This is a genomic window from Marinobacter sp. DUT-3 (assembly GCF_050379435.1).
Lineage (GTDB): Bacteria > Pseudomonadota > Gammaproteobacteria > Pseudomonadales > Oleiphilaceae > Marinobacter.
In genome coordinates this window covers 1,085,588-1,109,300 of sequence record NZ_JBNRMG010000001.1, presented here as the reverse complement: position 1 = coordinate 1,109,300, position 23,713 = coordinate 1,085,588, and the positions used below count along the sequence as shown (strand labels likewise).

General features: G+C 51.6%; 26 protein-coding genes and 2 pseudogenes. 13 read left to right on the top strand and 15 right to left on the bottom strand.

Going from position 1 to position 23,713, the window contains the following annotated elements; translation table 11 throughout:
- Positions 1–78: 78 nt before the first annotated feature.
- Entirely contained in the window at positions 79–960 is an 882-nt protein-coding gene (locus ACQUWM_RS05025) for a LysR family transcriptional regulator (protein ID WP_428921383.1), read from the top strand.
- A 6-nt stretch (positions 961–966) separates the two neighbouring features.
- Here the strand turns inward: ACQUWM_RS05025 and ACQUWM_RS05020 are convergent, their stop codons facing one another.
- Entirely contained in the window at positions 967–1,881 is a 915-nt protein-coding gene (locus ACQUWM_RS05020) for a hypothetical protein (protein ID WP_428921382.1), read from the bottom strand.
- 270 nt (positions 1,882–2,151) lie between these two features.
- On the opposite strand from ACQUWM_RS05020, the gene ACQUWM_RS05015 reads away from it, so the two are divergent.
- From ACQUWM_RS05015 to ACQUWM_RS04985, 7 genes and pseudogenes are all read left to right on the top strand, one after another.
- Positions 2,152–2,967: an alpha/beta fold hydrolase gene (locus tag ACQUWM_RS05015; RefSeq protein ID WP_428921381.1), complete on the top strand. Its 816-nt coding sequence runs from the start codon at positions 2,152–2,154 to the stop codon at positions 2,965–2,967.
- Complete coding sequence (locus ACQUWM_RS05010) at positions 2,968–4,515, top strand: ATP-binding response regulator (protein ID WP_428921380.1); 1,548 nt, start codon at positions 2,968–2,970, stop codon at positions 4,513–4,515. It abuts the gene before it with no gap.
- Between the two features lie 61 nt (positions 4,516–4,576).
- A complete protein-coding gene (locus ACQUWM_RS05005; RefSeq protein ID WP_428921379.1) occupies positions 4,577–5,179 on the top strand; it encodes a GNAT family N-acetyltransferase in 603 nt (200 codons plus the stop codon).
- Between the two features lie 168 nt (positions 5,180–5,347).
- Positions 5,348–5,785, top strand: a complete 438-nt coding sequence (locus tag ACQUWM_RS05000; RefSeq protein WP_428921378.1) for a GFA family protein — start codon at positions 5,348–5,350, stop codon at positions 5,783–5,785.
- Positions 5,786–5,825: 40 nt separating this feature from the next.
- Positions 5,826–6,518, top strand: a complete 693-nt coding sequence (locus ACQUWM_RS04995; protein WP_428921377.1) for a cupin domain-containing protein — start codon at positions 5,826–5,828, stop codon at positions 6,516–6,518.
- A gap of 124 nt (positions 6,519–6,642) precedes the next feature.
- Positions 6,643–6,729: pseudogene (locus ACQUWM_RS04990) on the top strand (DUF3303 domain-containing protein); the annotation flags it as partial.
- An 84-nt stretch (positions 6,730–6,813) separates the two neighbouring features.
- Entirely contained in the window at positions 6,814–7,347 is a 534-nt protein-coding gene (locus ACQUWM_RS04985; RefSeq protein WP_428921376.1) for a hypothetical protein, read from the top strand.
- A 73-nt stretch (positions 7,348–7,420) separates the two neighbouring features.
- Here ACQUWM_RS04985 and ACQUWM_RS04980 read toward each other — a convergent pair whose 3' ends face one another.
- The 3 genes from ACQUWM_RS04980 to ACQUWM_RS04970 are packed head-to-tail and all read right to left on the bottom strand — an operon-like array spanning position 7,421 to position 9,603.
- Entirely contained in the window at positions 7,421–8,635 is a 1,215-nt protein-coding gene (locus ACQUWM_RS04980) for a serine hydrolase domain-containing protein (RefSeq protein ID WP_428921375.1), read from the bottom strand.
- Positions 8,636–8,640: 5 nt separating this feature from the next.
- The gene (locus tag ACQUWM_RS04975; RefSeq protein ID WP_428921374.1) at positions 8,641–9,180 is read right to left on the bottom strand and encodes a CPBP family glutamic-type intramembrane protease; all 540 of its coding nucleotides are present in this window, start codon (positions 9,178–9,180) and stop codon (positions 8,641–8,643) included.
- Between the two features lie 27 nt (positions 9,181–9,207).
- Positions 9,208–9,603, bottom strand: coding sequence for a hypothetical protein (locus ACQUWM_RS04970; protein WP_428921373.1), 396 nt, complete (start codon positions 9,601–9,603; stop codon positions 9,208–9,210).
- Between the two features lie 136 nt (positions 9,604–9,739).
- Here ACQUWM_RS04970 and ACQUWM_RS04965 point away from each other — a divergent pair, with 136 nt between their 5' ends.
- Positions 9,740–10,069, top strand: coding sequence for a thioredoxin family protein (locus ACQUWM_RS04965; protein ID WP_428921372.1), 330 nt, complete (start codon positions 9,740–9,742; stop codon positions 10,067–10,069).
- A 191-nt stretch (positions 10,070–10,260) separates the two neighbouring features.
- Here the strand turns inward: ACQUWM_RS04965 and ACQUWM_RS04960 are convergent, their stop codons facing one another.
- From ACQUWM_RS04960 to ACQUWM_RS04940, 5 genes are all read right to left on the bottom strand, one after another.
- Positions 10,261–10,944 carry a hypothetical protein gene (locus tag ACQUWM_RS04960; RefSeq protein WP_428921371.1) on the bottom strand — a complete coding sequence of 228 codons (684 nt, stop codon included), beginning with the start codon at positions 10,942–10,944 and terminating at the stop codon, positions 10,261–10,263.
- 116 nt (positions 10,945–11,060) lie between these two features.
- A complete protein-coding gene (locus ACQUWM_RS04955) occupies positions 11,061–11,675 on the bottom strand; it encodes a poly-gamma-glutamate hydrolase family protein (protein ID WP_428921370.1) in 615 nt (204 codons plus the stop codon).
- A 114-nt stretch (positions 11,676–11,789) separates the two neighbouring features.
- A complete protein-coding gene (locus ACQUWM_RS04950; RefSeq protein WP_428921369.1) occupies positions 11,790–12,461 on the bottom strand; it encodes a hypothetical protein in 672 nt (223 codons plus the stop codon).
- Positions 12,462–12,543: 82 nt separating this feature from the next.
- Positions 12,544–13,530 carry an RNA-binding domain-containing protein gene (locus tag ACQUWM_RS04945; RefSeq protein ID WP_428921368.1) on the bottom strand — a complete coding sequence of 329 codons (987 nt, stop codon included), beginning with the start codon at positions 13,528–13,530 and terminating at the stop codon, positions 12,544–12,546.
- Positions 13,531–13,792: 262 nt separating this feature from the next.
- Positions 13,793–14,575 carry a hypothetical protein gene (locus tag ACQUWM_RS04940; RefSeq protein ID WP_428921367.1) on the bottom strand — a complete coding sequence of 261 codons (783 nt, stop codon included), beginning with the start codon at positions 14,573–14,575 and terminating at the stop codon, positions 13,793–13,795.
- Between the two features lie 408 nt (positions 14,576–14,983).
- Between ACQUWM_RS04940 and ACQUWM_RS04935 the strand changes: the two genes are divergently transcribed.
- Both ACQUWM_RS04935 and ACQUWM_RS04930 read left to right on the top strand, forming a co-directional pair.
- Positions 14,984–15,772 carry a thioesterase domain-containing protein gene (locus ACQUWM_RS04935; protein ID WP_428921366.1) on the top strand — a complete coding sequence of 263 codons (789 nt, stop codon included), beginning with the start codon at positions 14,984–14,986 and terminating at the stop codon, positions 15,770–15,772.
- On the top strand, positions 15,772–16,071 hold the full coding sequence (locus tag ACQUWM_RS04930; protein ID WP_428921365.1) for a hypothetical protein: 300 nt from the start codon (positions 15,772–15,774) through the stop codon (positions 16,069–16,071). Before ACQUWM_RS04935 ends, ACQUWM_RS04930 begins: the two co-directional genes overlap by 1 nt.
- Positions 16,072–16,271: 200 nt before the next feature.
- On the opposite strand, the gene ACQUWM_RS04925 is transcribed toward ACQUWM_RS04930, so the two are convergent.
- Both ACQUWM_RS04925 and ACQUWM_RS04920 read right to left on the bottom strand, forming a co-directional pair.
- On the bottom strand, positions 16,272–17,219 hold the full coding sequence (locus ACQUWM_RS04925) for a hypothetical protein (RefSeq protein ID WP_428921364.1): 948 nt from the start codon (positions 17,217–17,219) through the stop codon (positions 16,272–16,274).
- A 78-nt stretch (positions 17,220–17,297) separates the two neighbouring features.
- Positions 17,298–18,386: a hypothetical protein gene (locus tag ACQUWM_RS04920; protein ID WP_428921363.1), complete on the bottom strand. Its 1,089-nt coding sequence runs from the start codon at positions 18,384–18,386 to the stop codon at positions 17,298–17,300.
- Positions 18,387–18,398: 12 nt separating this feature from the next.
- On the opposite strand from ACQUWM_RS04920, the pseudogene ACQUWM_RS04915 reads away from it, so the two are divergent.
- Positions 18,399–18,494, top strand: a pseudogene (locus ACQUWM_RS04915) (hypothetical protein); the annotation flags it as partial.
- 9 nt (positions 18,495–18,503) lie between these two features.
- Here ACQUWM_RS04915 and ACQUWM_RS04910 read toward each other — a convergent pair.
- From ACQUWM_RS04910 to ACQUWM_RS04900, 3 genes are all read right to left on the bottom strand, one after another.
- Complete coding sequence (locus ACQUWM_RS04910; protein ID WP_428921362.1) at positions 18,504–19,937, bottom strand: TIR domain-containing protein; 1,434 nt, start codon at positions 19,935–19,937, stop codon at positions 18,504–18,506.
- A gap of 87 nt (positions 19,938–20,024) precedes the next feature.
- Positions 20,025–20,759 (bottom strand): hypothetical protein, encoded by a 735-nt coding sequence (locus tag ACQUWM_RS04905; protein ID WP_428921361.1) that lies wholly within the window; start codon positions 20,757–20,759, stop codon positions 20,025–20,027.
- A complete protein-coding gene (locus ACQUWM_RS04900) occupies positions 20,752–21,174 on the bottom strand; it encodes a hypothetical protein (RefSeq protein WP_428921360.1) in 423 nt (140 codons plus the stop codon). The genes ACQUWM_RS04905 and ACQUWM_RS04900 overlap by 8 nt, the downstream gene beginning before the upstream one ends.
- A 124-nt stretch (positions 21,175–21,298) precedes the next feature.
- Between ACQUWM_RS04900 and ACQUWM_RS04895 the strand changes: the two genes are divergently transcribed.
- Entirely contained in the window at positions 21,299–22,438 is a 1,140-nt protein-coding gene (locus tag ACQUWM_RS04895; RefSeq protein WP_428921359.1) for an IS110 family transposase, read from the top strand.
- A gap of 500 nt (positions 22,439–22,938) precedes the next feature.
- On the opposite strand, the gene ACQUWM_RS04890 is transcribed toward ACQUWM_RS04895, so the two are convergent.
- A complete protein-coding gene (locus ACQUWM_RS04890; RefSeq protein WP_428921358.1) occupies positions 22,939–23,640 on the bottom strand; it encodes a hypothetical protein in 702 nt (233 codons plus the stop codon).
- Positions 23,641–23,713: the final 73 nt, after the last annotated feature.

The window sequence follows — 23,713 nt, the reverse complement described above, 5'->3', positions numbered from 1 at the left end:
TGGAGGAATATTAGTTGCTTTGATTGTTGCAAAATACCCCTTAAACTGATCGGGTTTATTGCATAAATCGAGCGAATAATGGATCGTCTGACGGCAACCCGGGTATTTGTAGAGGTGGTGGAGAGGGGCAGCCAAACCGCGGCTGCCGAAGCGCTGGAGATGTCGCGGGCGATGGTCTCGCGCTATCTCGGTGAGCTGGAAACCTGGGTCGGCGCGCGTCTGTTGCATCGCAGCACGCGCAAGCTGAGCCTGACCGGCACCGGCGAACAGCTGTTGCCGCAGTGCCGGGAAATGCTCGCGATGGCCGAAACCATGCAGGGCATCAGCTCAAGCGGCGACACGGTCCCGCGCGGCAACCTGCGCATCGCTTGCAGCCAGTCGTTCGCCCAGGCCTGGCTGGTGCAGGCGTTGAATGAGTTCATCGCCCTGTATCCGCAGGTCGGCATCGATCTGCTGATCGACAGTCAGGCGGTCAATCTGGTCGAGGCGCGGGTGGACCTGGCACTGCGCATTACCAATCAACTGGCCCCCAATGTGATCGCCCGCCAACTCGGGGTATGCCGATCGGTGGTGTGCGCCACGCCGGCCTACCTCAAGCGCCACGGCACACCGCAGCGGCCCGAGGATCTGGCGCAGCACAATTGCCTGAGCTACGCCTATTTCGGCCGCAGCACCTGGAAATTCAAGCGTGACGGCGAGCCCTTCGCTGTCGACGTCAACGGCAACCTCAGCGCTAACGAATCCATGGTGCTGCTGGAAGCCACGCTGGCGGACGCGGGCATCAGCCAGCAGCCGCTTTACTCGGTTAGCGCGCTGCTACGCTCGGGGGCGCTGGTGCAGCTGTTGCCCGAGTATCAAACGCAGGAGCTGGGCATCCATGCGATCTATGGCAGCCGCCGGCAAATGCCGCCGGCGCTGCGTGCGTTGCTGGATTTTCTGGTTGAGCGGTCCGCCGAGTGACGAATCTTAATCCATATCCATATCGGGATTCGCGCATTCCAATGTCGCTTCCACTTGCAGGTCGGGCCAAGGGTCGGCAATGTCGGTGGCTTCGCAGCGGGGAATTACAAGATAGGCCGGGTCGCGCGGAGACAGGCTCACAAACCATTCTCCTTGCGGGTGGCCATTGAAGGCATCGGTGACTTGCCCCGGTGTCAGTGTGATCGGGCCAACGGCCGGGTTGTTCGTCCGCAGCTCGATGGTATGGCTCGTTGTGTTGCGCACATTCACCACCCGCACGTTGTCGCTGGCATATCGGCGCTCTCTCCAGCCATATTCCTCATCAAGATCGAGCGGTTGCCATCCCGGACCCGCACTGCTGCACACGAACGGAAACTCATATACCGGGGTGGATGGCGGGGTGAGCCGCACCATTTCTGCGGTTTCCGTCATGGTATAGGTTTCGTCTTCAAAGCTGACCCGGCCGTTGAAAGTCGTGGTGGCCGTTGGCATAACAGTCCGCGAGCCGGTTAATTCCTCATTCTCGCCGTTCACCGGTGGCGTAAGCGTGAGCGTATCGGCGGTTACGGTCAGCTCGAACGGCGGGTAGCAGCCGTAATGGTTCGGGCAGGCCTGCGCAATGCCGGACGGGAACGACGAAGGGCAACAATACCCATCAATGCAGGTGCCATCCGTGGGGCAATCAGGCGCGGTGCCGCAGCTGGCGTCGGAGTCGTAACCCTCGCCCAGAATACTGCAATGGGATCTATCGCGCGGCATATTGCTGACATCCCAGCTGACGGTGACTTCATCGCCCGGGCAGAACAGTTCAGGCTCGACTTTCAAGTGGGCGGGGTCTCCCGGCAGGCCGCCTGTGGATGCGGCACAGGCGCTTAGAAGAAACAGGGCAGGTAGACAAATCTTAAGTATCTGGATATTCATTGTTTTATTCCCTAACTATGACCAATCATCTTCATCCCTAGTACGACTGGTGCTGCACTTACTACCTCGTTTCAGGCGCAGCTAACCCTTCAACACACTGAGTGTAGACCCTATTTCTGAGCCAGGGGCCAAAATTATCGGAGTTGACTGTCCTTGCTGCCCCGGTCCCGCTTGTCTGAATCCCCATTTCCACCTTGGACGCTCTGTTTTCTTGGGGCTATGCTTAATTCATAGGTGCCCGACTTGAGCCATCGGCACAAGGAGTGGCTGATGAACCGCCAGAAAGTTGTCCGCAGGAACAACGTCCACCTGATTGGGAATGGTGCTCGCACCATGGTGCTTGCCAATGGGTTTGGTTGCGATCAGACCATGTGGAGGTACCTGGTGCCGCGATTGCCGGAGCAATACACGCTGGTGCTTTTTGATTATGTCGGCTCAGGCGGCTCGGACATATCCGCGTTTGATCTGGATCGCTACAAGTCACTGGAAGGCTACGCGAGGGACGTCAAAGAGATTTGTGAGGCGCTTGAGCTTCAGGACGTGATTCTCGTGGGCCATTCGGTAAGCAGCATGATCGGTCTTCTTGCCTGCCAGGCAAATCCGGCCCTCTTTGAGCGGTTGGTGATGATCTGTCCGTCTCCCTGTTTTCTGAACATCCCTCCCGACTACCTGGGCGGCTTTGAACAGGAAGATCTCCAGGAGCTCCTCGACTTGATGGAGAGAAACTATCTGGGGTGGGCCAGCTTCCTGGCCCCGCTGGTCATGGGGCGCGAGGCGCCACAGCATATGATTGATGATCTGGCCAAAACCTTCTGTTCAACCGATATCAGAGCTGCCAGGGTTTTCGCCCGGGCCACGTTCTTTTCGGATTATCGCCACATTCTTCCCGACTCAAAGCATCCCGCGCTGATCCTGCAGAGCGAAACTGACGCTCTGGCCGATCAAAGGGTTGGTCATTATATGCATGAGCGGATGCCCGGAAGTACGTTTTCGTTGATCAGGGGGGAGGGCCACTGCCTCCACATGACTCACCCTGCCGATGTAGCAGACCGTATCGAGCGTTTCTGCGGTGATCGGAGGCACTGAATGCAGGAATTTTCCGACCCCGGCCCTGAAAAGTTCCCCTGTGGTTGTATGGTGACCACGGGCCCCGGTACGCCCGGTGAGCGCAAAATCGTATTTGCGAACCGCTATTTTTATAACCGGCTGGGTTTCATCAGCGGCTCCCTGCACGGACACTCCCTCGCTTCCTTGTTGACGCCCGCATCCTGCATCATTCTCGACAGTTTTATTCTGCCGATGCTCAAGCATGAAGGGAAAGTCGAAGAGATTCTGCTAGAGGTTCTCAGCGCCGATGACAGGCACATTCCTGTGGTGGTTAATGCCGTAACTGACGGGCCGGGGGAACAGTACATTTACTGGAGCCTGTTCCGGGCGGATCAGCGGGACAGGCTCTACAAAGAGCTGAACCAGACCCGGGATCTGGCCGAGCAGGCGAGCAGGGCAAAATCCCGGTTTCTGTCCAACATGAGCCACGAGTTGCGCACCCCGATGAACGCCATTCTTGGTTTCAGTCAGATAATGAAAGCCGATCCTACTCTGCCCGACAGTCACTGGAGCAGTGTCGATGAAATCATCAAAGCCGGTCATCATCTGCTTGAACTGATCAACGAGATCCTGGATCTGGCGCGGGTGGAGGCTGGGCAGATAGACGTGTCACTGGAACCGGTTCAGGTCACCACGGCCATTGAAGACGTGCTGGGACTGGTACGGCCTCTGGCCGAAGAACGTGAAATACAATGCCGCCTTAACGCCACCGAATGCCTGAGCGTGAAAGCTGACCGTACTCGCCTGAAACAGGTGCTGCTGAACCTGGTCTCCAATGCCATCAAGTACAACTGCGTGGGCGGCGAGGTCATCGTGGATGTTGAGCGGATTCAACACAACGGCGAAGATCAGGTGCGACTCTCCGTTACCGATACAGGGCCGGGCATTGCCCCTGAGGATTTACCCGGATTGGCCACCCCATTCAATCGCCTCGAGAAAGAGGACAGCAGCATCGAAGGCACAGGCATTGGGCTGACCATTACCCGGCAGATTGTCGAAGCCATGGATGGGACGCTGGGGATAAGCAGCGAGGTAGGCATAGGCAGTACCTTCTGGATAGAACTGCCCGAATGCCAGCCAATGGGGCCGGCACCAGAAACCTCGGTGGAAAAGCCTGCGGCTGACGCCAGTGTACGAGAGCCACGATCGAACATTGTGTTATACATCGAGGACAACCCCGTCAATCTCAAGCTGGTGGAGCAATTTGTCCGCCGGCACGGCAGGGCCCGGATGGTGCCCGCAGATACTCCGGAAAAAGGCATTGAGCTGGCTTCCACACTCAAGCCGGCGATTGTCCTGCTCGACCTTAGCATGCCTGGTATGGACGGCTATCAGGTGTTGGAGATACTGAAGGCGAAACCGGAACTGGCAGGCATACCCATTATCGCCATGAGCGCCTATGCCTTGCCGGAGGACATCCACCGGGGAAAGGCCGCCGGTTTCGACGACTACCTGACCAAACCGCTAAAACTGAATCATTTCTTCGAGGTTCTGGATCAGCATCTGCTTGATCAGCCGCGCTCATAGACCCCCACCAGAATGAAACTGGTAAAATAGCTCGAATCAACACCGGACAAAGAGGCTACTAATGACGCCAGATTACCTGCGCACCCTGGTCGTAACCGGCAGCGAGTTGGCTCCTTGGCTCCAGGCGGTGGCTGAGCTGCGCATTCGGGTTTTTCGCGACTTCCCCTACCTCTACGATGGCTCGCTGGAATACGAGCGTAATTACCTGCAAACCTATGTGGAGTCCGGCACAGCGGTCTGCGTATTGGCATTGGACGGCGACCGGGTCATCGGCGCCTCGACGGGCCTGGCCATGACCGACGAAACCGAGGAATTTCGTCAGCCGCTGGTCGAGGCCGGGCTGGATATCGATTCCGTATTTTACTGCGCCGAATCCGTATTGCTGCCGGACTACCGCGGCCATGGCCTGTATCGGGCCTTTTTCGATGAGCGGGAGGCTCACGCCAGCCGACTGGGCAAGACCCTCAGTGTATTCTGCGCCGTGCAGCGGCCGGAGAACCACCCACTGAAACCGAAGGACTACCAGCCGCTCCATGCTGTCTGGGCACGCTTCGGTTACAACCCAATGCCGGAGATTCAGGCTACCTTTCCCTGGAAAGACATCGACCAGCCTGTTGAGACGGATAAGTCTCTGATGTTTTATCGGAAATACCTGGACCGTTGAGGGCGCATCTCTATTTACTCTTTCTCTCCCCCATCGTCGGGCTAAAAAACAGGTCCGTCCCGGTTTTCACCGACCTTGTGGCATACGCTGCAAGGTTCCATACTTTGATTCTCAGGATCCCTTTTCGGGGATCCACGGCGTATAACCTCAGCAAGAGGGGAACGAGCCATGTCAAAGAAATATGCCGGGGGTTGTGAGCACATCCACACCCAATCAAGTAATGATCCGATAGACAACCACATCTGCCATTGTTCTGTCTGTAAACGTGTCACCGGGCAAGAGTCGACCCATGTCGTCTTCTTCAACCACCGTGACCTGACAGTGGACAATCGGGAAGGCCTGAACCGACAACCTTTCAACGACCAGAATCCGGATGGACCACTCGAGCTGTGTACCTGCGCAACGTGTGGCACACCCATCATGCTGGACGACAAGCAAAGACGAATCCGCGCGATTGTGCCGAACCTTATGGGGTACGATCCAGAGAGCCTGCCCGCGACTTACCATGCGTTTTTTGACGAGTCCACGGGCGCGCCTCGTCCTGATGATGGTCGTCCCGTTTATGAGGGGCTGCGGCCCGACTTCATCTGGCCGCCTTCCGCGTGAATAGACTGGATTTCGCGACCGGGTGGGGAAACGGCATCCTATGCTGATCAATGCGGATTTCAACAAACGCGCAGTGGTTCACGGAGCGCGCCAGGACTGGGTTCCGTCCCCCATGCCCGGTGTCGACCGGCGGATGCTCGACCGGATTGGCGAAGAAGTGGCGCGAGCCACATCCCTGGTGCGCTACGCAAAGGGCAGTGCATTCTCACCCCACACCCATGACGGCGGTGAAGAGTTCCTGATCCTGCATGGGGTTTTCCAGGACGAGCACGGCGATTATCCGGCGGGAACCTACGTGCGCAACCCGCCGACCTCACGCCATACGCCCGGGGCAGAGCAAGGCTGCCTGATGTTCGTGAAACTGCACCAGTTTGATCCTGCCGATCGCACGTTCGTCAGGATCGATACCAACAGAATCGGCCGCATAACCGATCCCGAGAGGCCGGATGTTGCCGTCTCACCCTTGTTCGAAGATGAGCGGGAGACGGTTCAATTTGAAACCATAGCGCCCGGGGCGTCGGTCAGGATCGGCGACCCCGGGGGCTTCGAAATGCTGGTGGTTGATGGAACACTCACCGTTGACGGCGAAGACTACGAACCTCAATCCTGGCTGAGACTGCCCCCCGACGATTACGCGAGACTGGTTGTGGGACCAAAAGCCGCGACGGTTTGGGTCAAGCGGCGTCATCTCAGACAACGTGCGCTGAACGCAGGTGCTTTTGCCATTTCGTGAATGAACGGATTCGTCGAATGTTCCGTTAAGACATCTCCGAGACCTCATCGCTGGACGTCGAAGCGGGGATAGGGCGGTCAGTTTCTGGAGACCGGTGGTAAACCACCAGAAGGTGTCGCCCTGGTGGAACGACCTGATGCGGATGGAAGTCAGTCCAGCGCTGACGGATGAACAGATCGCTCCCTTGATGGCCGCGGCAGTTGAGCGGTGAACCCATTGACCTTTGTCATCGTGTAGCTATATATCCGGAATGCAGCCGCATCTTTGACGAGCAATCGGTAGGGGGAGTGCAGGGGTGATTCTAATCAAGGTGTTGTGGTACCTGGCGGGCTTCGGCGCGGTCGCCGCGCTTGGCCTGATGCTTATTACCACGGTACGCATCGCCGTTTTCAGATTTCACCCACGCCCATTTCGCCTAACTTCCCTGGAGCACGGGGCGCTAATTGCCAGTATTCTGGCGGTGCTGGCCTCTGCCCTGTATTTCCATATCGGTTGGCAACCGGAAACCATTCAAATATCGGTACAGCGACTGGCCGATGGCACCACGGCCTACAGTCGGAGTGTGGCGGAGCCGGCACGGTTGCAGCTGGAATGGCGGGGCAAAGTCGAATTTTTTCTGTTTCTGGTCATCCCCTTGATGATCGCCATGCTGGCTTGGTCCATGAAGCGGACTCGAACTCGACCCATCGTGTATGGATTCTGTGCTTTGTTGATGGTCAGCCAGTCTGCCGTCGGCATGTCCGGCTATGGGCTCCTCTATGTGCCGGCCGCCCTGTTTCTTCTGTTGGCCGGGGCCTGCGCGCTTTTAAAACCACCGGGCCGCGAGTGAGCAGCGACGGTTGGACTGCCTCACTCCAGAACCCCGGACCAGTTTCGGTCTCCCTGCTCCTGGTTGGAAACCGCTACACCAACGCCCCATTCACAATAGCCCGCAATTCCTGACGGATCGGGTAGGTGGATGAGGGGATCAGTTGTGTCATGAAGATCACCACCAGTTCCTCCACCGGATCGATAATAAAGTTGGTGCTCGCCAGGCCACCCCAACCATACTCGCCGACCGATCCGTTGATCTGGGATTTGGCGACGTCCGTCTTTACCGAAAAGCCCAGACCGAAGCCACTCCCGGCGTAAGGTGTTTCGCTGAACGGACCGACAGAGAGACCAGGCAGGTCCTGGTTGCCGGGTAGATGATTGCGACGCATGAATTCCAGAGTCTTTCGGCCAATAATCCGCTGCCCGCCAAACTCGCCGCCCTGACAGAGTGCCTGGGCAAAGTGGAAATAATCGTCGATGGTGGACACCAGCCCGCCGCCGCCAGACAGAAACTTCCTTTTGTCCCGGAAAGGGGAGGTCTGCGGATCGTCCTGCAGCTTGAACTGATCGACAGGATCGTACTGATAGCAGGCGGCGAAACGGTCAAGCTGATCGTCACGAACATGGAAGCCGGTGTCGGGCATGGCCAAAGGTTCAAAGATATGCTCGCGCAGATACTCATCAAACGGCTGATCAGCCAGCAACTGCACCAGATACCCCAGCACATCCGTGCTGACCGAATAGTTCCAGGCGGTACCCGGTGAGAACTCCAGCGGCAGTTCCGCCAGATGACCGACCAGCGCTTCCAGTGTCAGATTGCGGCTGCCATCCAGCTTCAGTTCCCGGTAGGCGGCGTCAACGTTGGTGCGGTTCATGAACCCGTAGGTCAGGCCTGACATATGGGTAAACAGGTCACGAATGGTCATGGTGCTGGTGGCAGGTGTGGTCAGGAAGTTGGGATAGACACCACTGTTGTATACCCGCAGGTTCTTCCAGGCCGGAATATACTTGTGCACCGGATCATCCAGCAAAAACCGCCCCTGCTCATAGAGCTGCATCATCGCGATAGACGTTATCGGCTTGGTCATGGAATAAATGCGGAACACCGTATCCCGGCAAACCGGCTTGTTGCGCTCCACATCCATCAGCCCCTGAGCTTTCAGATAGGCAATTTCCCCACGCCGCGCCACCAGAGTCAGCGCGCCGGGCAATTTCCCCGGCTGGATATAGCAACGGTCAAGATGATCTTCAATGCGAGGAAGGTGGTCTGATGAAAGGCCGGTGACCTGTTTGGATTCCGTCATAGTGATTACAACTCCAGCACGAGATTTCTGCCGCCAAGAAAAAGCACCCAAACCGACACTGTAACCCAATGAATGATCACCGGCACCCAGATAGACCGGGAGAGGGCATAGCTATAGCCACAGGTGATGCCCAGGGCACAGGTGATCATCAGAAACCAGGGGTTCAGGAACAGAGGAATGGCCGTGGGATTAAACGCCAGCGCATTGAGCGGGTGCCACACCACAAAGACAAACGTGCTGATCCCCACAGCCCAGGTGGTCTTTACGACGCCAGAATCCAGTATGTTTCGTGGAATAAGCACGCCCCTGAATAAGGCTTCTTCAAGAAAGGACGGGAACACAAACAAAAGGAAGGGCAGCAAAGGCGCGAGGGTAGAATCCAGCCAACCAAACTGAAATAACCCGGCCCCAAAACCGACCGACACCGCTATGATGGTAAACACCGGCACCAGTGCCCAGGCCTTCAATGGGGCCCGGAAAGGGGAGGCCAGAAGACTCTGGCCAAGGTTGTCACGGAGGTACTTGATAGGCTGCTTTGACATCATAGAATTGCGTACCTGCCTCGATCTGCGCTAGGCCCTGCGCCTCATCTTTGCCGCGATGAACGGCGCACAAGCCGTCACCGCAAGCACGAGAGGCCAGAGGTTGCCATCCTTGAAGGTGTAGGCTTCAAGCATCACTGGCCACGACTTTCCCTGTGCAAGCCCAAAGGAGAACTCGAACGCAAGCGTGAGTGCGAGCCAGCCAAAACCCACCAGCCAGAATTGCCCAGGGCGGCGCAGGCGCAACCAGGGAAGGGATACCCACGCCACGCCAATAATCAGGGCTGACAGTAGCAGGCCGCTCAGTACGAATGCAGTTGGAGTCCCGAACGCTGGCAGAAGCACAGCCTCCCGAAACAGGCCGTTAGCGATGGCCAGGGCTAGTATGCTTAGCCAGATTATTAGTGTTTTTGAAGCCGCGTTCATGGGCATTCGCTCACTGTTTCGTAGCCGTCGGCGCCCCGAGATTTGAGCAACCGGTGTCTGGATGAATGATTCGATAAAAAGGTACCATTTGGATACTTATGCTCAAACGTTGCCTGACCCCTGCCGAGGAAGCATCATGCCGTTCGAGAGCCAATATACACCCGAATCCATAACTCCGGAGGAGGTGGCCCATAGCCAGGGTCCTTTGTTGATTGAGTTCGGCACAAACTGGTGTGGCTTCTGCAAGTCAGCGCAGCCGCACATCAAGACCGCTATGGAGCGCTATCCCGGGGTTGAACACGTGAAGGTGGAGGATGGAAAGGGGCGCCGGCTGGGCCGGACGCTTGGTGTGAAGTTGTGGCCGACGCTGGTCTTCTTGAAGGATGGGCAGGAAATCACCCGCCTTGTACGCCCTGACAACCGCGAGGATATCAATATCGCACTGGCGCAGATTCAAGATCGCTGAGTCTTACTTCAACTGCTTCCGATTTCTTCATTACAATTCCAGCTCAGGATGTCTGCCGCCAAGACAAAGCACACAAGCCGATACTGCAGCCCAGTGAATGATCATCCGAACCCAGACAGACCGAGAAAGCACATAAGCGTAGCCACCCTTAACCCCAGGAATAAATAAATCTGTCCCGGTTTTGCTTTCCTTCAGATGCTGACCGCTTTTTTAGCGAATTCAAGCAGATCACCTATGATGTTCACATCCTCGATTGTAGCGTTCCGGTCGGCAAGATAAGCAATTACGCGTTTTCCGCGCACCTGGATTTCGGGCCGGAAAGAAAGCGTCTTGGCTAAGGCCGCTAATTGCTTCAGGACATGATCATTCACTAGTTCCCCGGCATGTGAAGTACTTTCTGCTCTGACAACCATCATGTTAAAAGACCCAAAAGCCTGCTCTTTTACTATGTCGTCTTGAAGATACATGGTGCTTTTGTGCGATCTTCTCTTGCAGAACTGTACCGAACACCGGTCGGCAATGTGGTCGGTCGCAGTCAAACCAGCAACGAACCACTCTCTCGCCCAGCCCTCTGAATAGCGGATACTGTGACGGAAAAGGAGTATTTCTGATGAGTTTGTTGATCCACTGACGACATCCTTCGAGATAACCTTACCGAGAGATGGCGACCAGAATCGCCCGATACCATCAAAGTCCTGGGCGAATGCCTGTACTTTCCCATCGTCTTCATCGAGGTAAGAGAATCCCTGCTTCCTGGCAAATTCTTCAAATACCTTTTTCTTGGCCGTTCGCTGCTTTCGTGCCGAATGAACTATGGCATAGCCAAACAACGCAATGAAGAGAAGCAGGCCAAGAGGAATAAGAACGTCTTTCATAAAGCAAACACCCCGCTTTGGAGTTGTGCTTCGCCTAATGCTGAGGTAACCGGCGCCGGAGCCACAGTAGAGGGAACCAACAGCAGAATGCATTTGGTCTCCGGTTGACCGTTTTGTTAGAGCAGGCCTGCATGACTTAGTCCCTGACGCACGGCATCGACAAATTGATGGAACACCTGAGTCTGGCGTACTCTTCCGGCTGTACGGAGAGACTCGAAGAGATTAGACCTCAAGCCGCGGGATAGCTCTAATTGAACGCCAGCTCCGCTCGTTCCGCGATTACAGATATTCGCTCGTGATTTCCCTTGAAGGTTCGGATTTTCATGCTCGCGCACCGCAAAATCTGCCTCTTCAAGTGCGTTGCCTATATGTGAGCTAAGCAGTGCATCAGCACCGCCAATAAATACCGTTTCCTCTAGGCTGCTTTCACCATGTATCGCTACAACAATACGAGACCGCACGACCACGTCGGTACAACGAGGCTCGTCGAAATTTGTACTCGTTATGTGCAAGTCTCGGTTCTGGGCTGCTTTGGTGCCCTCAAAAATCGCGAAACTAAGCTGCTCTCCTGCAATAGCTAAGGCCAACTCTGATGTGCCTGGCTCAATTGCCCCACCGTGAGGGGCTATCACAGCTACCGTAGCCTCCTCTCGCATCATCACCTGAACGCGAAAATCGCGCCCCTCAGTTTGCTCAGCTTTAAGTACTTCAAAACTTGAGTATCTGTCCATCAATTCGCTCTAAAGCCGGGCTGTGCGGTGGTTTTGGAGGAACGAAGCGACGGAAAAACCGTCCGACGACAGCTCCTTGACTTCGGGAGATCTTATAGATGTTAGAGATCATATTTACCAGCTCGGTTGCGGGTTCGGCCACGGATTGTTTACAAACTGAGACTGCATTTCTGAGAACTTCTGGTTTTTTACCTGTTCGCCAAAGGTGTAATAGAAATTTCGATCACCAGAAGCCTGCCTCATGGCGATTACTGCCTGATCAAGATTCGCCATTTTGAAAAATAAATGATTGTAGAAAGACAGATAGGCGACTGTAACATCAGATTGGAGGACCGCGCCGGTATTTCCAATAAGTGCGCTAAACGCTGGGTCAAAAGCCGTAGCCATATTGGTAGCATTGAATCCATTACAGGAGGCCATACATATGTATGGATCGTGGCCCTTGACCATTTTATGTGTAAGCAAAAGGTTTCTTAACTCAATCCACGCCAAGAAAGAGTGATCTGTAAGTCCAACTCCCATATCCGCACCATGCATGCATAAGTGAACGAAAGGAATAGAGTTAATGTTATGCGAAGGCTGCATTTGACGGATCGCATCGGGAAGTCGATGTAGTAGAGTAGTTTCAATATTAACTTTGCTTGTGGCGAGTGTATAGAAACAGGGGATTCTGATAGCTCTTAGCGCGTCTCTTAATGCCATCCCGATGCTATAACCATCAAAGAGGTCTTGGTGAGACGGCGAATCAACAAGAAAAACGAACGGCCGATGTATGGTTTGATTCATTTTAGTCTTATCCTCTTTTGATCTCTAACGCTTTGAATAGGCAGCCAGTTTTGATCGGTAGCGGAAAACTGGTCGGCTTAATTCATTTGTTAGCTTTTCGTTTCCACGTCGAGAACTGACGCTTCACCTTATTTATGATATCGGGATCTTGACGGACCTCGGCACGAATAAGATCTATTAATGCCTTAGAGTATTTGTTTATCTTGGATTTTTGCCCAGTAGTGACTTCCGTATGATACTGCCGGTTTCCTTTTATTTTGTACTTCCACGCAACAGCTTGGAACTCGTACTGATTTATACCCGTCTCTGACAAAACGTGAGCCGTCGTGTAAGGATACGCGCTCTCAGCGTAGATGATGCGATCTGCATCCAAAACTCCAGATATGTCACCGGCAAGCTTTAAGGCTGGCGCCCCTTTCTTTTCAACAAAGTGGCCTTCTCTAATGAACTTGATTTTATCGATAACATCGCTGTCAATGAGTACTGTTTTGTCGCCAACTGAAAGCTCACCTCGAGCAGTATCTAGAATGTGAACCTGGCTCGGTCCTACCGCACCTATTTTTTGTATGTGGGACATCCACAGTTGTTTTTCCTTCTCCCGCTCAGCGTCGAGTATTGCCGCCAACTCAGAGTAACGGATTTCCTTCGTTTCACCCCTATACCGATAATAGATCGCTCCTTCTCTCAACTGCTTGCCCTGGCTCTTTCGGCAAACAATTGGTTTTACCCGTGCTTCTTGTACCGACAAGATGCCGAAACTTCGCCCCTGCCAGTCGAAGCTATGAATCGAGTAACTTAGGTCAGCAGAGAAATATTCCAGAATAATAGCGTTCAGCTTTGTGGGGTCGAGGTTATCAAACTTGTCATTCTGTAGTCCTACTGGTTCCCGTGGCCTGTCCTTAATGCCGAATACGATCTGACCACCACGATTATTTGCCATGCCCACCAGAGACCGCACGTAGAAATGCAAAGAATCCCCGTAATGAAATGATTGCTTGAACTCGAGATCGAACGACTCGCGCTTAGTGAGGTGACCCTTTTTATTTACCTCGATCTCAAACCGTTCCATGAATTCTCACTTTAGGCTAACCCCGAAAGCAGCAAGGGACCCTAGCGTAACTCCAAGACGCCTGGTATTCAGCAGGCATTATCCCATGACTACCTGAAAGCCGAAGGATTGGGTATCTTTGCGTGATGGATGGATAAAGCTTCACCATTCCCGGTGAAACGCCCTGTGCGGAGCCGTCGGTCCGACGCATCGGTGCAGTGTGTTGTGGGGGCTGGGGTAGATACCCCCCTAGCTACCCGATTAGGCGATATGCCTATTACAGCTACCATTCACATTCTTGAAGTCTATCCCAGTTGGCATTAAGCGAAGTTGCAAACGAGGCAGCCATGAGCCCCCAACCTAGCCAAGGAACAAACCGACTAGCCATAGATTTTAAAACCTTTCTGAACGCATCCTCTCCAATGGCTTTTTCAAGAAGCTCAAGCGTTTTCTCGTTTGACAACGATATAAAGAATTTCCGCAGCAGCATAGTTGCTCTCACCCAGTCCTTCAGCTTTGCAGCTTGGCCTATTTCATTAGCGAGAGTATAGAGTCCGCGTTTCTCGAGAGCGTCCGTAACCTGTTTTCTGACCCCATGGCCAATACCGAAGGTTTCCAACAGTATGAGTACTAAAACCTCTCCACATGTTTTCGATGTCTCAATTTCAATTTCACGCGGATCTCGCATGGCATCCGCAACATATTTCGTAGTGCTCACGTCAAATTGCTGCATTCTCTTTGCAAGAAGAATCTGTTCGTGCTGCCAAAGCAATTGCAAATTGTATTTCTCGGCCTGCGGAAGAACATCTGACATTTGGCTTCGGATGTTTTGTTCAACCTTTGTAAAGTCGAGCTCGATATCAGTAGCTATATCGATGAGTTGAACTGCAGCAAAGTTACCAACTTCACCCAATCTTAGGAGAAGGTCCTCTGGGATTTTTTCTGCCGACGTGGCTGTAGCTGCCTGAGTAGCGGGCGGAAGCATAACACTAGCCCCTCCGACCGCAGCGGTTCCAATGTGGGACAGCACCGCACGGCGAGAGCTTGAAAAAGGTTTACTTGCCATCTCGAATCCCTCGCTATTTCGGGTCGGTACCTCGGTTGCCTAACTTATAAGCATTTAATGGTCGTGCGCAGCATGACCTTTAAATGTCTGTTGGACTAAGCCGCCAGGGCAGCTGCTATCGGGCGACGTATAAGGATTAAGTAATTCGGGGGCTGGAGCCGGAGCGGTGAGTCTGGTTGCCGAGGTGTATCAGCACCCGCGAACATGGGCCTCATTATATCCTTCATGGGGCGGTTCCTTGTTGTGGTTTCATTCAGACTAACCCGCAGATACTGCTTTTTCCAGTTCTGGACCGTACAGAAGTCCAGCTCACAAGGAACTGTAGGCTTTCACCCGCCAGATCAGGAGCAACAGGAAGACTAGCCAGTCGGCACGGCCGCTATTCTGAACCGGGGGATCTGACGGACCATGCGAACCAGACCCTCATCACAGCGTGGGCATGGCTCCGGTCAGGGCGAAATCGCTCAGCTTAATGCGGCGAGACGGTCTGATGACGTTAGCGATAGTTCTGGTGGTAATGAAGAACTCAATGCTGAAGTAACAACGAATGATCGCACTCAGAATTATGGCCCGCTGGAAGGCGAGTGCTGTACTCAGCCGGGAGAACAAATCTCTGGTACATACTTCTTCCCCGGAGCGGGCATGGACGGGGCCTATGTCAGGCCGATGGTCAAGGCCATGAGGGAAGCGGGTATTAACAGTGCGATGTATGTTGACCGAGACAAATGGTCAGGCGGAACGGCAATGGATGCGGCTGTTGGGTCAGTTCTGGGCCGGGATTATGACCCGCGCTTTCCCATGTTACTGCGCGTTGCCACAAACCCGACAGCCAGTCAGTTCAATTTAATAGGGTACTCCTACGGCTCAGTGGTGGCAGCGCAACTTGCCGCCAAATACGCGAGGCAGGGCACTGTTGTTGATCACCTTGTCCTGATTGGCAGCCCGATTAGCCAGTCTTTCCTGGGAATGCTGAGAGATATCACGGACATTCGCAAAGTGGTTGTTATTGATCTCGATGAACATGGAGACCCAATTTACGCCGGAATGAGCGTAATCGAGCTTTTCATGGAATTGCCGTTACTTGCGAGCCAGATGCCGGATTCAGAAGGGCATTTCTATTATGCTGAACCCTCTGAAGCTGGAAATGAACGACGGCGCAAGCTTGCCGAGGAGCTCTACCGGGTGGGAGTGAGGTAATGAATGCATTGATGCTACGCAAAGCTCTATATCCGGCGGCGTTGCTGCTGATTACGGCCGTGCAAGCGTGGATCTTTTATATTTTCAGCCGGTTCATTGTTGCCGGAGAGGGTGTTGGGGTTTACGCAGTATTTTTGTACCTGATTGTTTTGGTTGTCAGTGCATTGTTATGGGCTGCGTCATACTACTACCAGCGGGGCAGGGCAAAGGCTGTGGTGTTTTGGGGCATCGCTTTGGCGCTGATGCCTATAATATTGGTTCAGCCAGTATGGTGGTCTGCGCCGGTTATTGGGAATTAGACGGATTTGCCAACTGGACAACTACGCTGACACATAGGGGGGAGCACCACATAAGAGAGCCCCTATATGTGTTTTCTGTAAGTGCCTGACAGCCCAGCGAGACTAACGAGGCAGGCGTTCTCGCTCATGGGTTTAAGTTGGCCGCTGGCGCGGCCAAAAAAATGACTATTGCCTATTGATTCCGAGAAGGCTCATATGTGTTAGGAAATTTCATCCTTCACACCAAATATTTTCTTTAAGAAAAAAGTATCGAGCTTCTCATTCGATGGGTCATCAATTGCCGACTGAAACTCCTCATCATTTAGATACTTTATAACTAATTCTCTTGCAACCTTATCACAGTGCCCAGCTATTTCTTGTAGATCGGGAATGTCTTTTTTGGATAAAAAAGCGCCGTGAACGACTTTAGAACGCACCGCATACGATCGCTTACATTTATTATAGAATTCCAATCTTTCTAGCGGATCATCACGCAGATAGAAGGCTGCACGCTCTGCCATTTGATGGGTTAACTCAACGTTTGTAGTGCTTAGTAAAACTTCAAATAGAGAACAATAGTTTGCGATTTTCAACCCAAGGTCAGGTGTAGAACGTGCTTGTTGTAAGAAATTAAGTCCCAAACCAATTCTACCGACTTCCTTCCGCTGCATTGTATAAGTTGGCTCATCGGAGACTGCTATTCCTTTAAATTGCTCCCCAAATTCATCGCAGATTTTCTTTAAACGTTCAGAGTCCGCTGTAAATTCTTGCTTTTCCCCTCCACATGTCCAGTAATGATATGAAAGAGAGTTGCTATGTACGTGACCATTTCTTGATGATATGGCAAAGCCCAATTCAAAATTTACACTATTGTCCTCAACCACCCATAGAGAGCACAAAAAAGCCAGGCAATCGCGCATAAATTTAACGATATCTGCATGTGACTCGTCGATTCCTTTCGTAGCTTTCCTAGAATAGATTACTGGATTGCCATTAAATAAATAGCCTGTTTCCAGCGTACCTATCGCTAGAGCCTGCTCTGGCCGGATTCCGTTAACGAAATGAGAAGAGTTATTCGTTAGATAAAGATCACTACCTATTCGGATAGGGTCTTTAATCTTTTCCGGAATATTCATCCCAAGTAGAGCTGTAACGTATAAGTAATTCATAGATTAATCTTTGCCTAACGCCCGCAGCATGGGCAATTTTGGAGCGCAGCGGAAATTTTGTCCCTATGCCTGCGCTTGTTAGATGTGGTCGGGGTAAGTGCCATTTTTCCAGTCAAACTCTATTATATGATCTTGATGAAAAGTACCATTATTAGCCCAGTGGTTCTTCTCACTATACAAATAGTCAATAACGTAGTTTTCCCAAAAATCTTCGATTGTTTCTACATTATCTACAAGAGCATTAACTGCAAGGCCTGAAACTCTAAAATTCAACGCTTTCGTTAGATGATAAAACCAATCTACTTTATTAGGCTCTATTTCATCGGAACTTAAGTCACTTGAGCCATCATGCAAGATAGAACACCTGTAATGATACATCTCCTTAATAGACTTAACCCATGCCTTTGAGTTTTTATTTTTGTGTTGCTCAAAGAAGCCTTTTTTGAGGTCATCACCCATAATAATCTTAGAATCAGCTCCTCTAGGAGCTCCTACAATTAGCGAATAACGTCTGACTAGCGCACTTTCTTGGCACTCTCCCTGTGGCATCATTGCTTCTAGACCAATCCAATTAAACGCGAACTTGTGTGTAATATGGGATGAGAATTGTGACTCCCTCTCCCACTCAATGCACTTGTAGAGTGCTTCTCCCAGCTCTGACAGCTCATTTCTCAAAGAAGCCGCTAAAAGCCAATCCCAAAAATCATACTCTACTGCTTGAACGATTGCTGGACCTGAATGAGAAAAATTGCTCATGATGGGTGTGATAACACCATCGGCATATGTAATGCCAATAGCTCGCCCTTCTTTCCTATCCCAATTTAAGAACCTAGCCTTTGCAGAAAAGTATTTCCTATTAAAAAATGCTAGCGCCATATCGGCAATAATTAGAGCATTCCTAATTGCTTCATCGGAAATTTCTGTAACTGGAACCAAAAGTAATTTTGGGTCGTTTAGAGTAATCCTTTCTGAAGCTTCAAAACCAAAATCTTCAAAGGACCCTTTTAAGGCTTCTTTTATCCCTAGTAGCTTTGCGTCGACAAGATGACTTTCCCGAAGGATGTACATATCAGGCCCGGCACCAAGAGGGATTATCGGTGCCGAGATAACACCAGTTATTACCAATGCAATCCAATTTTTATGTTTCGATAGGTTAATCTCTTGCAACTTCAACTCTCCATGCTTAATTGCGAACTCGAACATCTAACGCCAACAGCACGCTCGGCTGCGAAATGGAGGCGAAGCCGCAATGGAGTAGACGTCGCTGTGACTGTGATTGTTAGCTCATTTAATTGTATCCAGCATCTCCATATTCATGTGTGCCCAAAACGAACGGTCGGTCAACCAGAAATTGCTCCATCGCTCAACCCCGAGCCTCTTATGGCCAGACTTGACGGCTTCTCGAAGTTTATCCGCACTATCGAAACCGGTGATTTGGATTAATTTTTGGAAGTCTCGATGCCGAGATGCTCTAAGGAAAAAGGGAAATGCTGCGCCACGACTACAGTAGTGAAGTGTCTGCGGGTACCAGCGGGCATCATCGCTGACAAAAGCCATCATCAAAACAAGAAGCTCAGCTTCCATAACCGTCGCAAACGGTAAATCGGTCCGATCCGACTGCCGTTTGATAAGTTCGGCAGCAGGCGCATGGAGTTTTTTACCTTCTGGAGCGAGAACCTGGAGTGTTTCTGAGTAACCATAAAACGTGTCAAATTTTGAAAAGAGCTCTCCGCTATGAGATTCCGTCTCTGGCAAAAGGTAGTGGCTAGTAAGGATAATATGAAGAGCACTAAAGTTATCAGTTTTAATCAATGCAGCGACGATATACAAAAACGTCTCGTAGACGAACACTCTGTGAGCTTCGTACCAAGAGTCGCTCCAAGAGCTCACCTCTTGCGGTCGAGACTTGAACTCAAGCAGTCGCTCAAGAAATTTAATTAGTGCTTCGCTGAACTCGTTCGAACAGTCTGTTTCCGATTCAAACAATACCCAGTCAACAACATGATCACGCACTAGCTTAAGCTTGCCACAGTCCTCGAGAACCTTATCACCAGTGATTTCTACCTCTGGTCTCGTTCTAATCCGCAGTGCGTCGGCGAATGAATAGCATGCATCAAGAAAGTCCTCACGATAATGCTTTATTCCAGGCTTGTTGTGAATTAACGCCTGTTTCAGCGTGGCAAATTTCGATACCGCAGGACTGGCAGGAGCGGATGCGCTAGCAGACAAATAAGTCGGCGCTTTGCCTAAAGCTGGCTTTTGATGCGCCGGCTTGCCGTATATCACACGAATTAGCTGCTCCCAATTATCATTCGCAGCTTCCGGGCTAGAAAAATCTATGAAAATTCGGGACTTGAAAAACGTCGGCAGAAAAGGCTCGCCTTCTTCGCTGAATTCGCAGGCGATAGGGATGAATTTCGATTGTTGAACTTTCGAATATATTTCTCGCGAAATGATCTGAGACTCTGTCCCAACACCCGCCCTACGAGCATCAGCTCGGGAGGCATATTCAGAATCACAGAAAACAAGCACGTGGGTTACGGATTTGTCTACAACCATTCTTTCCATGAAAGCATACATGTCGTCGCCTTCATTTAAATCCCACACATCGAGAATAACGTCAATTCCGTCACTGACCATCTGTTCAGCCCACTGACGAATGCGAGCTTGATGCCCAGGGGATGACCAGCTGTATGAGATAAATACTCTTGGGCTCAAAAGAACCTCCGTTTAATTGAGCTAACGCTTGCAGCATGCGCGCCCACGGAATGGAGCCGAAGGCGCAATGTAGTGGACGTCGCCGTGCTAGCCATCATATGTTTTGAGTTTATCATATGAGTATATTTTTCCTTTGTTGATGTATAGACCACGGATTATATTGCAACCGTATCTTTCACCTAGTTTGTCGCAAACCGATTCCACGTGCTGTCCACCACCTCCAGAAAAAACTAAACATGGCGTAAGATGCTTTCTTCCAAAATCAATACCTAAAGCACTTGGATCAAGCAGAAATTCGGGCTTAATCTCGTAGATAATTCCGGAGAAGCTAAAAAGAACCTCTGGAAATGGGTTCATATTCTTTACTTCGAAAAAAGTAATTAATTTTCCGCTTGGAATGTAGCTATGTGACCTATTATTTTTCTGCTTTTCGGTTGAGGTGCCGTCTTTTTTCGTAATAGATACATCAGCTGAAAAATATATGTGTGGATCATGGCTGGATTGAACTTTAATATTATGATGAATCTCAACACAATCAATAGTATTTCCAGATTTTATTTTCTCAGCAAGAAAATAAGAAAAGTTTTCATTTAGGCCGGAAGTTGACAGTTTGTATTTGAAAGTACCATCTCGCATGATATTTTTTGCTCGGATTGTGTACTTTTTTCGCCGATAAAACTTTACTGCATCGTTGTATACCGACATTTCAAAAAGGTCACTCATTCGTTTGGCATTTTGCTTAAAAAAACCACCATTTCGAGTAGTAAAGGAAGAAATCTCCTTAAGCAGTAGCGTTCTGTCTTTATAGGGTGACTTAGCCATATTCTTTAGAGCGCTCTATCCAAAATTCAACAAACTCAGAGATATTTGAGATGTGCAAGTGTTCAACGTGGATCTGAAATTCCTGTGTTATTGCAAAGAATTGACGCGTAACTTTTGAAGCTATCGAAATAAATTCACGATCGAGGTGTTGAGTTCCCATGCGTATACGACTTATGCCTGACTTCTTCGAGTCAGTATAAAAATTTGTAGCGCCGTGATAGGGGAGAATTACTAGCTGGTGAAATATCGAAAGTGCCGCCACATCGAGGATTAACTGCTTGCGCCAAGCCGCGCACCGTTGGAATTTCTCGTTCTGCTTTATGAATCTCTCCTTCTCAAAGAACGACACTCTCACAGGCTTTCCGACCTCTGCTCCAATCCCTCTTGTTAGTGCTTCGAGCATTTCATTAGCCACGGAATTCTCCCATGATGCCTAGACATTATGACTCCCCACTAGGGGGCTGCCCCCACCTCGTGGGTTAGCCTCAGCCAGAGCCATAATTTACCTGTCACCAGCGTAAAATTTGGGGGGCAGCACCATGAAAAAACATAGCACACTGTTCATTGGCCTGGATACGCACAAAGACTCCATCGCTGTGGCCTACGCCACAGATTCACGAACAGAACCGGTCACTTACCTGGGTGCCATCGGTACCCAGCACTACGCCATCCGCAAAATGGTGAGGCAGTTTGAATCCCGCAATCCCAAGTGTCAGCTTCAGTTCGTTTATGAAGCCGGCCCTTGCGGTTACTGGCTCTATCGGCTGTTGTCCAACTGGGGTTATCCCTGCTTTGTGGTGGCACCGTCGCTGATTCCGAAAAAGCCCGGGCAGCAAGTCAAAACCGACAAACGCGACTGCATGCAGCTGGCTCAGTTGCTGCGCAACGGCGATATCGATCCCATCTATGTGCCAGAGCCGGAAGATGAGGCCATCCGCGATCTCTCCCGGGCCCGGGAGACCGCCATGTGGGATCTCAAGAATGCCAAGAGCCAGCTCAAGGCGTTCCTGTTGAGGCACGATATCCGGTACACCGGCACCGCCAACTGGTCGGCCGCGCACATCCGCTGGCTCTCGGAACTGGTGATGCCCACCCCGGCACAGAACACGGTGTTCCGGGAAATGCTCTACACCATTGTGGAACGCCACAAGCGCCTGGAACGGCTCGACAACGAACTCACCTACCAGGTGCGCCGATGGCGCTTCTATCCCCTGGTCAAAGCGGTGCAGGCGCTCCGGGGCGTCCAGTTGCTGGTCGCCACCAGTGTGGTGGCCGAACTGGGCGATCTCCAGCGTTTCGATAACCCCAGGAAGCTGATGGCCTATGTCGGTCTGACACCGAGTGAACGCTTCAGTGGTCCCCGGCGACGAATCGGGCCACTGACCTGTGCCGGCAACAAACGGGCAAGGCGCATGCTGATCGAGGCCGCTCATGCCTATCGATACCCGGCAAAGACCTCACGAATCCTTCAGCAGCGACAGGAAGATCTGCCCAAGGCCATCGTGGAAAAGGCCTGGGATGCGCAAGTTCGGCTTTGTCGGCGGTATCGAACGTTAATGCAGCGCGGCAAACATCGGAACGTGGTGGTGGCCGCCATTGCCAGAGAACTGGTCGGCCACATCTGGGCCATTGCCCGGGAAGTGGTGATCGCCAAACCCGATCCAAGGTTGATGCTATGACAACGGTTATGGGACAGGACAGGCGCCCCAGGCCGCGGAGTGTGAAGCAACCCTCGACGCGAGTTAGGAAGCCTGGCTGAAGCCTCAGGCCAGACGCTCGTTCCTAGACGGAGGACCGGCTTCACGACGGAAAAGTAAGGTGGTGAGAACCCACGGATATCAGCGTCAAAACCGTCGACGATTACTGGCCTCAGCGTCTGTCCGGACCCGCCCTTTAACAGCGGGATCGTAGCTCTGAAAAATGGGCTTGGATGAGCTCATGCCTCTTGACGTGGGGAGTCATATCAACGAATGAGGTCATCACTCACACGCATAATCATCCTGGCCCGGGCAAAAGCGCCCAAAAAGAGGCCGAATGTAGAGCTGCAGTCTCAAACCGCTTCGGATTCAAATGGCGTTGCTTGACCGCAGGGGGAGTCCATGTAGTTTTTGTTCAGCGGCGCCCTGCCAAGGTCGTCCAGTGGAGGCCCGTCGGGGACGTAACGAAATGCAACTACTGGTTATACGTCTGGCTTCTGCTCTAAAACGGGGTTATCAGTGCCACTGGGTAATTCTTCCGTCCGAGCCTGAGTTTTCCAAACAATTTCTGCAACTTCTCTTATTCTGTCTACAATTGGCTTGGCATCTTTACCTAGCTTTCCAAGAACTACCCCAGCGTCGCCTACCAACCCCCAGAATCTATCAAGATCCGAGACACGTTTGTGCAACTCAGCCTGTAAGTTCTCTAGTCTTTTTAGAAGGCGCTGCCTATGTCCCTGCTCTAGATCCCCTACCTGAGAGATATGTGTTCTAATTTCATTTATAAGAAATTGAACGCGCTCAAGATCACCTTGAGTAAACTCATAAGCAAATGATGACTTAAGTGCGGTGTCATACCGTTTTTTAAAGAAGTTGATTTTGAGTTTTGTTGCTTCTCCTCGAAGAGCTTTTTCAACTTCCTCAAGATATGCCCTAAGAGCATTGCAATTCTCATGAATATTTATCGAGGGCTCAGGAAGCTCTATATCTAAATCTAAGTCGTTAGCTTTTATTACTAAATCCACGAATGTCGATGCATCCCACAATAACTCATGTTCTTGGTCAGTCCAATCTTGCCCATTATCTAGTTCGTCTTGCGCAGAGATTGCCATCTTGCAGGCCTCAACCAGACCTTCGATAGGTTTCTCTTCCACCTTTGCGATAAATTCCGGGTCGAAGAACATTTAACTTCCTCTTTTTGTATAACGCCGCTCAGCACGCGCGGTTACGGAATGGAGGCGAAGCCGCAATGCAGTA